The sequence below is a fragment of the Paenarthrobacter sp. NPDC090517 genome (assembly GCF_044769165.1).
Taxonomy (GTDB): Bacteria; Actinomycetota; Actinomycetes; order Actinomycetales; family Micrococcaceae; genus Arthrobacter.
This window is the reverse complement of sequence record NZ_JBIVXN010000002.1, coordinates 119484-134653: the sequence shown is the minus strand read 5'-3', so window position 1 is coordinate 134653 and position 15170 is coordinate 119484. Positions and strand designations below refer to the sequence as shown.

Sequence of the window (15170 nt, the reverse complement as noted above, 5' to 3'; positions counted from 1 at the left end):
GTCTATGGAGCCGGTTGGCAGCGCGGACAGAAGTAGATGTCCCGTTCTTCCGTGCCGTCCGGCCCTGCAAGGAGGCCGCGGCGTACAGCAGTGCCGCAGCGCCTGCAGGGTTGGCGTTCCCGGCCGTACACCCAATACCCGGGACGCATGGCCCGCGGCCCCAGTGTGGTCCTGCGTCCGGGGCCCAGGTTTTCGCCGAGGAGCCGCTTGGCGTCGTTAACTGTATTGGCAAGGTCAGGGACCTCTCCTATGGGCAGGGCAGGGTGAATGCCGGACAAGAAGCACGCCTCGCATCGATAGATATTGCCAATGCCCGCAAGCTTCCGCTGGTCCAGCAACGCGAATCCCACGGTGACGTCCGGTTCGGCGTGAAGCCTGCGCAGCGCTTCTTCCTCGTCCCAGTCAGGGCCGAGCAGGTCCGGCCCCAGGTGTCCGACGATCTTGTCTTCCTCAGCTGTGGGCACCACTTCCAGGATGCCCAGCGAGAATCCGACGGCGTCCACGGAATCCGTGCGGAGCACACACCGGGCAGTGTGGCCGGGTTTGGTCCAGCGACCACCCGCTGGGTAGATCATCCAGTTGCCCTCCATTTTGAGATGGGAATGGATGGTCAGGGCACGTGGTTTTCTGCTGGCGCCGGGTTCTTCGTCGGCAGGGCCCGTCAGGCGCATGAGCAGGTGCTTTCCCTTGGGAACAACCTCATCCATGGTCCAGCCCGCCAGATTCAGGGTGGCAAATCGTGGCACGCGGAAGTCGGAGGCCTTGATTGTCTTCCCGGCCAACGCCTCGTTCAGCCGTGACGCGGCCCGCCAAATGGAATCGCCTTCAGGCACGGATACGGAGTCCCTTCGGAGTGGAGTAGGCCCCCGCGGCCGCCAGGGCAACGGCGATCGGGGTTTCCAGGAGATCGTGGCCGTTGACTTTCTCCATGAAGAGTTTGTCCACGGCCCCGCGGCGCACCACATCCACCAGCGCCTGGGCCGCAACTGTCAGCACGGCGTCGTCCTGGCTGAAGGTGAGCAGCGTCTTGCCGCCGCGTTCGACGTAAAGGACCAACGCGCCGTCGACCATCACCACGAGTGCTCCGGCCTTGCGCCCCGGCCGATGCCCCGAACCGGCGTCGACAGAAAGGGCAGGCCAGGGAAGGGCAGCGCCGTAGGGGTTGGCGGGGTCGGTCGCGGCAAGTGCAAGCGCCGATGGCTCGGCTTTGGAGATGCGGGCGTCCTCCGTGAAAGACCTTAACCGGTCAACCGTGGCAGGGACGGCGAACTGGGCGGCCCCCAAATGCTCGATGAAGTAGCCGCGGCGGCAACGCCCGGCTTCCTCCAAGCGGGCCAACACTTTATACATGAGCCCGAATCCACCGATGATGTTCTCCGCCATGACCGAACCACGCGTCACCACGCCGTAGCGGTCCAACAGAAGCTCAGCCGTGCCGCGCGCATGGATGGTGGGGTCCAGCTCCGGCGCGGGAAGCGCTGACCATCTGCCAACTGCCGACGGCGGTGCAGGTGCGACGCCTCCTGTTACCGAACCGTACCGACCACCTGTGAGCCCCGGCGAGCCCAGCAGTCCCGTCCCATGGGAACGGCCAAGCCTGCTCATGCGCGGGGCCCGGGCCCTCGGTGCTTTGGCTACTTGCCGGTGCGCGGTTTTCCCGCCGGCGATCATGGCCCTCACGGGAGCGAAAGTATCACCTGTTACGCGGCCGGCCCAGACGAGGTCCCAGAGAGCAGACACCACGGCGTCGTCGCTCAACACTGCGTCCATGCCACCAGCTACATCAGTCAGTTGCCGGAAGAAGTAGCCACCGCCTGCGCTGAAATGTTCCAGGAGGCGCTGCTGGGCATCGCCGGGTTCGAATTCGGGGTCTGGGCTGAGCGTCAGCTCAGCGGAATCCGCTACGTGGAGGCTTATCCAGCCGTCATTGCCGGGTAGAGATCCTGCGCCGGACCAAAGGAGTTCGCCGGCGGCCATGAGTTCGTCCAGCATTGCCGGTTTGTAGTCCGCCACCCTGCTCGCAAGTACCAAGGGTTCCCAAGCGGATGCCGGGATAGGCACGCCGGACAGTTGATCCACTGCAGTGATAATGCCGTCCAACCCACGCAACGCCTGGCTTCTGGACTTACCAGGTGAGGTCACGTTCTGCCATGCCGGCAGGAATCGGCCGTAGGCAGCGGTGTCCACAGGCTCTACCTCGGCCCGCAGCGCGGCGAGCGAGCGACGCCGCAGTCTCCGCAGGACCTCGGCATCGCACCATTCGCTGGACGGTGGGGCGTCCACGCTGATGAGCTCTGAGTCAGCTGCTTCCAAAGCCTGCTCTGCGACGGCGTGTGGGCGGAATTCGCCTTCCACCACCCGGCCGTCGCCAGCGAGTCGCTTAAGGGCAGTATTAACCACCGCGACGCCCAGCCCCAGCCTCGCCGCAGCTTCGGCGGCCGTAAATGGGCCGTGGGTACGCGCGTACCGGGAAACGAGGTCGCCCAAGGGATCGTGGACGGGCTCAATGAATGCGAGCGGCACGCCCATGGGCAGCGGAACACCGATGGCGTCACGGAGGCGTGCCGCATCCTCAATTGCCGCAAAACGTTCGACGCCGCCGATGGTCACCTTGAGTGCGCGGTTGGCTTTCTGCAATGCCGCGAGGTGGGACCCGGCATCCACCACGCTGCCATGTGGCGCTGCCGCCGGTGCTTCTTCGAGGTCGTCTACTCCCTCGAGTTCAGTTTCCTCCGGCCCTTGGAGCCGCTCAGCTACTTCTTCAACGCTGAGCGGACCGAGCAGCCTCAGTAGATCCGCTACGCCTTCCATCCCACGAACCCGTCGGTCCGGCGCAAGGCGCTGCAGTTCCAATTCCGTTGAATCGATGACGGCGGCGTCCAGGAGTTCGCGCAGTTCCACGCGGCCCAGGAGTTCGTTGAGGAGCGTGGAGTCGAGGGCGAGAGCTGCAGCCCGCCGTTCCGCCAAGGGGGAATCGCCCTCGTAGAGGAACTGGGCCACGTAGCCAAACAACAGGGATTTCGCGAAAGGGGAGGGCTGCTGAGTGGTGGTTTCCACAATCCTCAGTTCCCTGCGCTCGACGGATGCTGCAATGTCTTTTAGTGCGGGCAAATCGTAAACATCCTGCAAGCATTCCCGGACTGTTTCGAGCACGATGGGGAACGAAGGATACTTCCGGGCGACGTCCAGCAACTGGGCTGAGCGCTGGCGTTGCTGCCACAGCGGCTGGCGCTTCGCCGGATTCTGCCGGGGGAGTAGCAGGGCACGGGCTGCACATTCGCGGAACCGGGATGCGAACAGGGCGCTGCCGCCTACTTCCGCGGTGACGATTTGTTCGAGTTCCTCCGGGTCAAAGAGAAAAAGCTCAGCACCGGGTGGTTCGTCTTCCATCATCGGCACGCGCAGCACGATGCCGTCATCCGCAGCCATCGCCGATCCGTCCAAGCCATAGCGCTGCTGCAGGCGTTGGCCCACTGCAAGTGCCCACGGGGCGTGAACGGGCATGCCGAACGGGCTGTGGAGCACTACCCGCCAATCGCCGAGTTCATCGTGGAAGCGTTCCACCACCAGAGTTCGGTCGCTGGGCACAATCTCCGTGGCTTCCTTTTGCTCCCTGAGGTATTGGATCAGGTTGCTTGCGGCGAAGGCGTCCAATCCGCTGGCCTGGCAGCGTTCCATGGCCGGGGCTTCGTCTGCGGCCGAGAGCTCCCGGATGAAGGCACCCAGCGCGCGGCCCAGATCTACGGGCCTGCCGAGGGAATCGCCCTTCCAGAAGGGAAGTTTGCCGGGTTGGCCAAAAGCGGGGGACACCAGCACGCGATCGTGGGTGATGTCCTCGATCTTCCAACTGGTGGCACCCAGGGCGAAGACGTCTCCCACCCGGGATTCGTAGACCATTTCTTCGTCGAGCTCACCAACGCGGCGTCCTCCTTTGGCAGCACGGGCCGAGGCAGTCGGTTCATTCCCGTCCGTGCTGCTGGGGGAAGCTGAACCCTCGACTTCTGTGCCGATGATGTACACGCCGAACAGTCCTCGGTCCGGGATGGTGCCACCGGAAGTCACTGCCAGGCGCTGCGCACCGGGCCTGCCCTCAATGGTCCCGGCATGCCGGTCCCAGACGATGCGGGGCCGTAGTTCCGCAAATTCGTCCGAAGGATACCTTCCGGCCAGAAGGTCCAGTGTGGCTTCGAAAGCCGAGCGTGGCAGGCTTGCGAACGGCGCTGAGCGACGGACAGTGCTGAACCATTCCTCGACGTCGATGCTGCCCAAGGCGGTGGCCGCCACTGTTTGCTGGGCCAGGATATCGAGCGGGTTGGCGGGAATGCTCAGCCGTTCAATCTGCCCACTCAGCATGCGTTCGACGGTGACGCTGGTGTGCAGGAGATCCGCGCGGTGCTTGGGGAAGAGCACGCCCTCGGAGATCTCGCCGACTTGGTGTCCGGCACGTCCGACGCGCTGCAACCCACTGGCCACCGACGGGGGTGACTCCACTTGGACCACCAGGTCCACTGCACCCATATCGATGCCGAGCTCCAGCGAGGAGGTTGCTACGACGCAGCGGAGCCTGCCGGACTTGAGGTCGTCCTCGATCATGGCCCGCTGGTCCTTGGAAACCGAACCATGGTGCGCGCGGGCCAGCACGGGATCGGCACCGGTAGTGCTTCCGGCCTGCGCCATCATGTGCGCAGGAGTGGCCGTGGAGGCCGGGAGTTGTGGGTTGGCTTCGGCCGCCCCAGGTGCCGCCCACTCGCTACCGCCCACCGCCATCAACTGGCGTTCAGCGTAGATCTCGTTGAGTCGGGCCGTGAGACGTTCCGCCAAGCGACGGGAATTGGCGAAGACAATGGTGGACTGCTTGGACAGGACCAGATCCACGATCTGCTCCTCCACATGCGGCCAGATGGATGCCTGGGGTTGCAGGCCCGATGCCGGTCCGGAGTCGAATGCTCCCGCAGCGCCCTGCAGATCCGACATGTCCTCCACAGGAACCGTGACCGTCAGGTTCCAGTTCTTCTTGGATGGCGGAGCGACAATTTCCACCGGAGCTTGCCCTGCCAGGAACTGGGCCACCAACTCGCGCGGCTGGACTGTGGCAGAGAGCCCGATGCGCTGGGCAGGCTTCGGAAGCAGGGCGTCCAGGCGCTCCAGTGAAACGGCCAGGTGCGCGCCGCGCTTGGTCCCGGCTACGGCGTGCACTTCGTCGATGATGATGGTGTCCACTTCGCTGAGCGTTTCCCGTGCGCGGGACGTCAGCATGAGGAACAGGGATTCCGGGGTGGTGATGAGGATATCCGGCGGGTTGGTCAACAGCGAGCGGCGATCTGCCGCCGTCGTATCTCCTGAACGCACGCCGACTGTCACCAGTGGAGCGGGAAGCCCTAAACGTTTGGCGGTTTGGGTTATGCCGATCAGGGGTGCTCGGAGGTTTCGCTCGACATCCACACCCAGTGCCTTCAGCGGCGAGATATAGAGGACGCGAGTCTTGGTTTTGGGGCGCTTCGCCCTCCCCTTGCCATTGGCCGGGACGGTCTCCAGTCCCGGCAGCGTGTCACCGGGCTTGGAATGCAGGCGATCGAGGGCCCAGAGAAAAGCAGCAAGTGTCTTGCCGGAACCCGTAGGAGCCACGACCAGCGCATGAGAACCAGAAGAAATCGCGTTCCATGCCCCATCCTGCGCGGGGGTGGGCTCGGAAAAAGCGCCTAGGAACCATTCCCTGGTTGCCTGGCTGAATCGGCTGATGGCGCCATCCGACGCCTGCGGCTCCTGCATTCCTCCATCATGCCCCACGGCTCCGACAGAATAAGCCGGAGCCGTGGGAAGACGGTCAGACTGCCTGGAATGCCGTGATGGTCAGGAGCTTAATACCGGCGTTGCTGCACGCATCGTGGGGCTCAGGGATGAAAAATGACGCCGTGTCGTTCGGCGGGTAGATCCGGAAACCGGCGGCGGGCGCTTTGGTGCAATCGCCGTAGTTTCCGGCTTGGGTGTAGCGGATTTCGGCCCACGCCGACTTTCCCGGAGCCAGTTCAATCTTGGTCACCGGAGTTGTGGTTTCGCGGGTTGCGGGTTCGCCGATTGGTTCACCATTGGCGTCGGCAGTCAGGGAGACGCCGGCGAAGCCTTCCAGGATGCAGGGAGCTGTGCCGGAGTTCGTCAGTATCAGCTTCTCGTAGATGCTGCCGGCCGCACCGCCGCCGGTCGCATCGGTTGCGGCGCTGAGGGACGCAGCCTTGCACAGCGCGGGCGCTGCGGGTGCCGCGGATGTTACTGACGCTGAGGGTGACGGCGTGGCCGTGGCAGAAGGAGGGCTTGACGTCGCCGGGGCCGAGGCCGACGGTGTCGAGGAGGTTGGCGGGGCACTACTGGTCCCCGTCGGGCTGGGGCTTGGCCCGCAAGCAGCAAGGAGCAGCAGCGCAGCGGCTGCCGTCGTCGTCACAAGACCGGTTTTGATGCGCTGAGTCCACATGGGCACCAGCTTTGTTCCGGCCGTGATGCGAGTCAATTCAGCCACGGCTGCAAGCGCGGATTGGCGCCCGGATTGTGATCTTCCGGGCACCAATCCACCGTCAACTACTTCGTGTCGGCTTTGGCTACTGCCGGCTTGGCAGAGCGGCTGCGGAAGAACGCAGCACCGCCCAGGCCCAAGCCGGCAATGCCGGCGATCAGGCCGGCCCAGCTGCGCGCCTGCGAGCCGTCGTCCGTTACAGCGGAGGCCTGCTCGGTGGATTCCGTCGTTGCTGCGTGGTGGTCGCCTGCGGCATCGGCGGGAGTGATGGTTACCGACGGTGCGGGAGCCTTCAGATCGTGCGGGTCCTGGCCTTCCTTGGCGATTTCGGACCAGTCAGTCTGGCCCTGTTCGCAGGTCTGCAGCGTGGGGAAGTAGATGGTCTTACCCGCCGCGTCCGGGAGCTTGACCGACAAAACCAGGGCGTCCCGCAGGTGCGGATCCAAAGGTGCTTTGGCTGTGTACACAATCTGGCTTGTGCGCTTGGTGATGGAGGTGCCGTCGTCCAGCTTCTTGGGCTCCGCGAGGGTCTCCGTGACCTTCTCCACGGTCCAGTTGGGGTTGACCGTCGGCTGGGCGTCGTTCAGTGCCTCAGGGAGCGAAATGGCAACTTTGGTGGTGCCGAAGGTGTCGCAACCGTGGGGAATTCCGAAGGTCACCAGCGCGTAGGAATTGGCCGCGGTTTTGTCAGGGTCTGCAGAAACGTGCGCGGATGCTCCGGCCAGGCCAGCCATCATCAGGACAGCGGTTCCACCGGCGACGGCGGTTGCGGACAGGGTGCGGCGAATCGAGGATTTCATGGGAAGTGCCTTTCGGGAGCGCCGGGTTATGCGGCGCGGGGTACGGATTTGAGGCCCGTCACCTTGCAAAAGGCTCGCTGTTGCGGCGCGCAATTTGGGGCGCGCAGGTGCCGGGCGGAACTAGGGAAGTTCGACGACGGCGGGCGGGCCGCGGCGGCTGTCTTGCCTAAGGTTCCGCCAGGGGCGGGGGATGAAGACATCGGGTGCGCCGATTGCGACAGGTGAGGCCCCGGCGTCGGGCCTGACCACCAGCGTGGGCAGGGCGAGCAGCGGCCGCAACCAGGCGGCGAGCTGCCACAATGCATCTTCACCCTTTGCCAGGACGACGGCAGAAGCAATGGTTGCCAGGACGTGGCCCACAAACATCATGGTGCCCAAGGCTGTACCGAGCTCATGGGTGTGCGTCGCTGCAATATCCAGCCCGGGGCTCAAGGTTCCGCTACCGAGGTGGTGGTTTGTTTCCTGCTTGCTGGCAGCTATTGGGCTCAAGGTTGTGAAAGCTTCGTGAAGTGCCAACTGCCCCGCGCCCAAGAGCCCCGCCATGGTGAAAAAGTTCAGCTTGAACCGGGTGGCGAGTGTGGCAGCAAGAGCCGTCAGGGCAACGAGCGCAAGCAGGACCGGTGCTGTGGGAAGTTCCCCGCCACCCACCACGTGGGCCCCTGCAGCGAGGAGAACCACCACAACCGAGATGGCTCCCGACCGCAGCGCATGAAAGGGCGCCCGGGACTGCGATGCGCGCACGGGCCCTCCCTCATTTGTGGCTGCTTGATTATCGGCGTCTTGATTCTATCGGGAGTTCGGTGCCGGTCAGGACCCGGATGGGCGCCTATGTGGATAGCTCGGCCTAACCCCTCGAAGACCGGACGAAAGTCGGTTTCGGCGGCTCCGGCACATTCGCCGCCGATCCGGACCGTCGACGGCGGAGCTCAAGTTTCAGGCTCTCCTCACCGCGAGCCATAGCCCAGTGATGATTGGCGGAGAAAGCCGGTTTGAAAAGCCAGCTCAGCCTGTGGAGCAAGGGCTTGGCTGCCCTGACCCGCCAGTCGTAGGAGATGACCACTTCGGGTCCATCGGTCTCGAAGGTCCAGCGACCGGTGCCGTTGAGGTCCCCCTCCGCGGTGAGCGCGAAGCCGTCGAGGGTCACCGGTTCGGTGATAGTGAGTCGCCAACGAAGGGTGTAGGGGAGCCAGCCCTTGGTATGAAGGTCAAAGCATGCACCAACTCCATCCGGTCCGCCTTCGGCTACGGGCGCGACCGTGAGGTAGACGGATGGCCACCACTGTTTGAGGGCCGCGGCGTCGCGCAGGACGTCCACTACTTCCTCGCGCGTACCTGCCACCCGCCACACTGTGATGAACGCGTAGTCGGTGCTTTTCTGTGTGCGCCTGGCCATTGTTGCCTCCGCTTCCCATGGTACTCACGGGTCCTTGACAGGGCTTTAGTGGCCCCGAAGCAGCGTAATCCCACTCTGGGGCGGCAGCGGAGCTACTCGCCGGAATTCTCACGGGAGGTGATGCCGAATGGCGCGGACTGGAGCTCGGTGAAGTTTCCGACGCTGGCCCGGACGGTGCACTGGGGCGTGATCTGCAGGGCTGTGACGGTGAGTCCCGAACTGTCTACCGCCAACGCTCCGCCACAGCCGTCGGCGAACCGGACGCCTTTCTCCCCGCCGGTCACGGCGGCCAGCATCTGCGATGGTTTGCCCGAGGCAGGACTCACGTAAAGCGGATTGAGTTCATCAGCGCCGCTTGCCCACACCGGGACCAACGTGATTTTCAAGGGACTGGGGGTTACGACGCGGGCGGGCGTGCGAACCTCTACACCCGTCAGGCGCTGTACCGGGTAGGCGGTGCCTTTGACCGCAGTGTCCCGCGTGGCGGCCGTGGTTGCCTCGGATCCGGCACGCAGCCACGCATCAATGGCTTTCTGGTCCGCGGGCGCCACAGCGACCTTTGCGTTCAGTTGCACCGATCCTCCGGCAGGAATCTCCACCCCCGACAGCTTCCAACCGCAGTCAACGTCAAGGCCGGTTATTGAAGCCTGGTTACGGCTCACAGTGCCGCCATCCCACGTCACGGCGGGGCATGCTTCGCCATCAGGAAGACCGGGGATGACCTCAAGGAATTCACCGGACAACGGCGCCTTCTGTGCCGAGTAGGACACCGTCAAACGGATCTGGCCGGAGGAAGGCTCGTACATGGCCGTCCGCGAAATCGTGAGGCCAGTCGGCGTCGCCGGGTCCTGCAGTTGCGCTGACAACTGCTGATCGGGTGGCGTGGGCGCCACCTGCTGGGTGGTAGGAGACAAGAGGATGAAACCCACCACCATTGCAGCGATCAACAGGACCGCAGCGCCGGCCAGAAGCAGCGCTTTGCGGGTCCGCCAAAAGGGAGTTGCATCCTGAGCTTCGGGCCGTTCTTCCGGCTGTGGCCGCACCTCACGGCGCGGCATGGGCCGGGCGATTGTGGCGCTGCCTGCCTGCCCGAGTTCAGGGGCCTCGGCATCCAGCCCGGAAGGAGAAGCAGCGGCAAAGGCTTCGAGATCGTCGTCGGTAAACGAGCCACGCACCACGGTGGCGTGGCGTTCGACGTCGTCGAATTCCGCTGGCGCTTCCCCTCGCGGAATCGGTGCACTGCCGGCAAGACCAGGCGTCAGGCGTCGGAGGGTCGAAGCAGCCTCGCGGGCTGTCGGTCGCTGGTCGGGGTCTTTGGACAACAGCCGATCGAGCACGCCCCACAAGGCATCGTCCACTGGAATCCGGGGTGGTCGCGACGAAACATGGCGGTACGCCACGCTGAAGTCCGTGCCAGGACCTGCAAAGGGGGTGCGCCCGGCAAGGAGTTCGTAGAGCAGGACACCGGTGGAGTAGACGTCCCCGAGAGGACCGGACCTGCCTTGGCTGATGAGTTCGGGAGGCATGTACTGCGGGGTGCCTATCAAACCCGTCGTCTGACGGATCTTCTCTCCCACAACGTCGGATATGCCGAAGTCTGATACCCGAACGTCCCCGGCCCTGCACTCGGACCACGGCTTGGTGAGCAGCACATTGTCGGGCTTGATGTCCCGGTGCGTCACCCCTTGTGAGTGGGCGAACGCCAGGGCATCCAGGATCTCAGCTGCGACGTTAACAGCGTCTTCGGGAGGTAGCGGTCCGGTGTCCTTAACAACGTCGCGCAGCGAGCCGCCCGCTACGTAGTCCATGACGATGGCAAGCCGTTCGCCCTCCACCACCATGTCCCGCACCGTGACGATATGGGAGTCCCGCAGTCCAAGCAGCACGGATCGCTCGCGGACGAACCGCTCCACTAACGACGGATCATCGGCGTGCTCCGGGCGTAGCACTTTGGCTGCCAAGGTCCGGCCGTCCGTGGAGGTGACGGTCCAGACTTCGCCCACCGCGCCAGAGCCCACCCGCTCGCCGAAGCGATAGGACGCGCCCAACGCCTGACCCGTTTGTGCCAACTGCATGTCCGTACTCTCCAAAGCTATCGATCTGATTCCCGGGCCGTCCCGCAGGCCCCTATGACGCGTCCAACGCCGGCTTAGCTCCCGGGGCTTATGGACTGGATCAGCGACATCTGCCCGCCCACACCCAAGTATCCGCGTCCAGCGGTCAACGCCACGGGTGCTTTCCGCGGAAGGGCGGCACCGAGCAGTTCGCCGTCGTAGTTGACGTCGGGCTGGAGAACCACGCCCAGGCGGGATTTTCGGATGGATTTGGTCCAGTGGCTGTAGAGCCCACGAAGATCGGCCGATCGACCGGTCGCGATGATGCAGAGGCCAGGTGGTCCGGAGGCCACGATCCCTGCGATGGACTGATCGGTATCCTCGAAGCGTTCGGCGTCGTCGATCAGCAGGAACACCGGGCCTCGCTCTATCCGCAGTGAGGCCAGCAACGCAGGCACCTCGTCCGTGCCTACGGCTATCCGGTCCAGATCAGCAGTGGCCAACGGGGAGCGGCGGTCGCAGATGCCCCAGACCTGGACTGGCCCGCGGGAAGTGGCTACGCCACGGACAGCCTCGGCCAGAGCCAGCAGCACGGTGGATTTGCCGGAACGGGCCGGTCCGGCAATCAGGGCGTGCTCACCCTCATAAATCTCCAGGAAGGCCGGTGAGAGATCAGTCTCGCGGATTCCCACAGGGATGTGCCACGGCTCGGTCTCCAGTTGCGGCTTCACACCCAACTCCGCCATGGTGACGTTGGTGGGCAGGCTCCTGATTGCCGTGGTCTTGCCAGGTGCATCTGCCCAGTTTTGGCGGACATGGTCCACAGCGGCCTCAAGGCCGATTCCCGGTGTTGCAACATGCATCTGCAAGGACGTCCTCGGATCCACGCAGCGTCCGGGGAGCGCCGCTGGAACATTCTTCGCCCGCACGCCCAGCGATGAGTAGTCGTAGTTGTCGGCGAGCCGGAAAAGCCACTTCTGCAGTGTCACTTCATTCATCACAGAAGGAACGGCTTTGGCGCGGGTAGTGGTCACGGCGAAGGAGAGCCCCAGCGCCGGCCCGTCGGCATACGCCCGGTACAGCAAACCGAGGAGTTGCTGCCCTTCGAAGTCCTGGAATTCATCGCGGAGGGACGCCAGGCCGTCAAGCAGGACCACCATGCGGCGATGTGTGCCCGGTGCGGCCCTGCGACTTTCCAATTCGGTGTTCAAGTGCCGTAGGAAACGCGCTTGTTGCTCCTTGGCGCCGGCACCGGTTCCCACATAGGCCACGGTGTGCGGCAGGCGTTTGAGGTTCTCGAGGTCACCGGAACCCATGTCCAGAATCATGAGATCCAAGTCGGCCGGATCTGCGTCCTTCGCAAGTGTCAGCGCGATGGACGCCAGGGTGGTGCTCGTTCCTGAGCCCGCCACGCCCATCAGCATCAGGTTGCCCACGGACAGGTCCCATCCAGCGGCGGACTGGCGCTGCAAGTCAGGTTCGTCCAGCAGGGTCACCAGGACGGTGGACCCTTGCACGCTTCCGACTGCCGGATGATCCGGCGCGGACGTGCCCGGCGCAGGGGTGTCCCGTGCGAATCCATCCAGTTCCACCCGCTCACCCAACGCCTCCGGCCAGACCTGCCTCGGAGGAGCGTATCCCGCCTCAGCATTGGCGTGGACAACGGCGTCGATAAGGAGGTCCAGGTCGTTCTCGTCCACCGCAGTGGACCGCGGAAGTGCAGGCGCGGGGGCCGGGACGCCGAACTGCCGGATGTCGCGGACATCGACGGCGGGACCGCCGTCGAGCAGTGCCTGTCCGGTGACCAGCGCGGTCTGGACTGGCGTGATGTCGTCCTGGCCGAGTTTCACAAAGGCACGGCCCATCTGGGCCCTGCCGATGGCCGAGGCAGCGGGTACGCCGATCACGTTGTTGGAGTCATCGCGGCTCTGGACGCGCAAGGCCACCCGAAGGTTGGTGTTGGCGAGGATGTCATCGCTCACCACACCGGCCGGGCGCTGCGTAGCCAGGATCATGTGCACCCCCAAGGTGCGGCCCACGGCTCCGATGCTGACGAGGGCCGTGAGGACGTCCGGGAAATCCTTGGCCAGCATGGCGAACTCATCCACCACCAGCAGCAGGCGCGGCATCGGTTCGGCTGGGTTGGTGGCCAGATAGGCGTTGAGGTTATCGATGCCCTCGCCTGCCTCCGCGAAAATCCGCTGGCGGCGCTCCATCTCCGCTTCCAGGGCCACCAGGGCCCGGTCGGCCAGTTGTTCGTCCAGGTTGGAGATGGTTCCGATAGTGTGCGGCAGACGCTCGCAGGCCTTGAAGGCGGCCCCGCCCTTGAAGTCCACCAGGATGAAGTTCAACCGGGTGGGATCGTTGCGTGCCGCGAGTCCGGCTACCAGGGAACGCAGGAACTCGGACTTTCCGGAGCCGGTGGTACCACCCACCAGTCCGTGCGGGCCGTCTTTGACCAGGTCCAGGGTGAGTGGCCCGTTTTCGCCGGTGCCTATGGGTGTGGAAACTCCGGTGGGGGCCTGCCACATTCTGCGAATGGTGGCTGCATCGGGGCGCTCGTAGCCAAGAAGGCCCGGCATCCGCACCAAGGAGGGCAAGGAGGCCCCGGGTACGCTGAGCTCAGGATCATCGAAGTGTGCCAGTCGTGTGGCGCAGCGGAGGGCTTCCTCCTGGTCGAGGCCGGCCAGGATGACATCCTCCACGCGCGTCAGGTCCTCCGGCTGGTCTACGGTGGCTGCAGCATCCTTGCCGACTCTGATGATGGTGGTGCAGGAGGCCGGCAGTTGCTCCTCGGACGTCGCTATGACGATGCCCGCCACGCGGGGTGGGCGCTGCTGCGGGTTGACGTGGCCACCGGGAACGGAACGCCCCATGCCGAGCAAGGCCCGTGCCGGGGCGTCCCTGCCCTCTGTCAGTACGTCGGAGTCGAGGACCACCATGAGCGCTGGGGTGGGTAATTCCTCCACTGAATCCTTCAGCATGCGCAGCATGGCCAGACTGGTCTCACGGTGCGCGGACATCCAGCGTTCGCCCGTGCTGCTGCCGGTTTGGCGTGTGTGGGGGAGCCACGAGGCCCATTCCCATTCATCGGCCCGGCCGGCGTCACAGAAGACGCCGATCGTCAGATCTGCCGGACCAACGTGCACCGCGGCCTGGGCTACCAGTGAGCGGGCCAACGCCAGAGTGCCTTCCCGCGAGCCAACAATGCCGACGACGCCGGCGTCGGTCAGGTCAACCAGTACGGGGGCTGCCAAGAGGCGGGCTGCGGCGAGGGTTTCCTTGACTTTTTCGTCCGGGCGCGAACCTGCCGCACGGTCAACTTCAGGCTTCCAGGGCACATCACCGGTGCCGGCATGCAGGGCCAGGAAGTCGTCCGAGTCCGCACGCCGTTGCCATAGTGACGTTGCCGGAAGCGCAGGACGGCGGATAACCGTAGCGGGATCGGGGACCATCTTGTGCCGCCGGGCGGTTTCAACTTCGGCGGCCGTACGGATCTGTTGCTCAAACTCCTTGAGTGCTCCGTCGAAGCGCTCTGCCTCTTCCTTCAGGCCCCGGGCATGGCGGCGCTTTTGCTCGAACCACATGCCAACCGCCATTACCGGGCTGAGCATGGCGAACATCGCGAAGCGCATGTCCCGGAGGATCATCACCATGGCAACGGCCATGACCAGCGGCGCCAGCACTGTGATGTAACTGAATTTATTGGCCGGCGGGACGTCCTTACGGCTCGGCGGGACCAATGGATCGCCGGCCGGTGCACGGCCAGGACGGGGTGGCCTGTTAAAGGGAGCAGTGGCTGCGGGAGTCAAATTGTGCAGGCTGCCGGGCGCGGGGGCGGGGGTCTCGTCCAGGACCGGGCGGAGGAGGAGAACCGTGCCGCCCGCCGTGATGGTGGCCGTTTGAGTGACGAGAACCCCGTCCTCGCCCACAGGTTCCCCGTTGACCAAGGTGCCGTTGGTGGAACCGCCATCCACCACCCGGAGTCCCTCCTCTTCGCGGCGAAGGCGGAAGTGATCCCAGGACGCGCTCTCAGTAGGAAGACTGAGGTCGGCGTGGGGTGACCTGCCGATGAGCATGTCACGGCCTTGCGGAACGTCCACCACACCACCCGTACGCTGACCCCCGGCCAGTGTGAGGCTCCAACCACGGACGCGGTGCGGGGCGGGCCACGGTGCGCGTGAGATGCGGCTGCCTTCCAGCAGTATCAGCTCGGACAGCGGTGTGGCGCCACGAACCTCTGTTTCGTTGACGAACACAGGTTCTTCAGGGGCGACACGGGGTCCGCCAGCGGCTTCCACTAAGTCGGACAACGTGATGGCGGGCGCAGCATGGGCAACCTCGCACTCAAAACGACGATCGTCCAGGTCGATCAGCACACGCACCGGGCGCTCCTCCTGTAGTGAAACTGTTCCCCT

The 15170-nt window shown here is 64.8% G+C and carries 8 protein-coding genes; all 8 read right to left on the bottom strand.

The annotated features are described in order from the left end of the window. Positions 1-2 precede the first annotated feature (2 nt). The 8 genes from ACIQTW_RS09435 to ACIQTW_RS09400 all read right to left on the bottom strand — a co-directional run bounded on the left by ACIQTW_RS09435 (position 3) and on the right by ACIQTW_RS09400 (position 15137). Positions 3-833: a DNA-formamidopyrimidine glycosylase family protein gene (locus ACIQTW_RS09435; protein WP_402936453.1), complete on the bottom strand. Its 831-nt coding sequence runs from the start codon at positions 831-833 to the stop codon at positions 3-5. After that, on the bottom strand, positions 826-5769 hold the full coding sequence (locus ACIQTW_RS09430) for an ATP-dependent helicase (RefSeq protein ID WP_402936451.1): 4944 nt from the start codon (positions 5767-5769) through the stop codon (positions 826-828). Before ACIQTW_RS09430 ends, ACIQTW_RS09435 begins: the two co-directional genes overlap by 8 nt. Positions 5770-5824: 55 nt before the next feature. After that, complete coding sequence (locus ACIQTW_RS09425; protein WP_402936962.1) at positions 5825-6466, bottom strand: DUF4232 domain-containing protein; 642 nt, start codon at positions 6464-6466, stop codon at positions 5825-5827. Positions 6467-6570: 104 nt separating this feature from the next. Then, complete coding sequence (locus tag ACIQTW_RS09420) at positions 6571-7305, bottom strand: YcnI family protein (RefSeq protein WP_402936449.1); 735 nt, start codon at positions 7303-7305, stop codon at positions 6571-6573. A gap of 120 nt (positions 7306-7425) precedes the next feature. Beyond that, the gene (locus ACIQTW_RS09415) at positions 7426-8046 is read right to left on the bottom strand and encodes a hypothetical protein (protein ID WP_402936447.1); all 621 of its coding nucleotides are present in this window, start codon (positions 8044-8046) and stop codon (positions 7426-7428) included. Positions 8047-8149: 103 nt separating this feature from the next. Next, positions 8150-8698, bottom strand: a complete 549-nt coding sequence (locus ACIQTW_RS09410) for an SRPBCC family protein (protein ID WP_402936445.1) — start codon at positions 8696-8698, stop codon at positions 8150-8152. A gap of 92 nt (positions 8699-8790) precedes the next feature. Beyond that, entirely contained in the window at positions 8791-10773 is a 1983-nt protein-coding gene (locus tag ACIQTW_RS09405; RefSeq protein WP_402936443.1) for a serine/threonine-protein kinase, read from the bottom strand. A 74-nt stretch (positions 10774-10847) separates the two neighbouring features. Continuing rightward, the gene (locus ACIQTW_RS09400) at positions 10848-15137 is read right to left on the bottom strand and encodes an FtsK/SpoIIIE domain-containing protein (protein WP_402936441.1); all 4290 of its coding nucleotides are present in this window, start codon (positions 15135-15137) and stop codon (positions 10848-10850) included. Between the last annotated feature and the right edge of the window lie 33 nt (positions 15138-15170).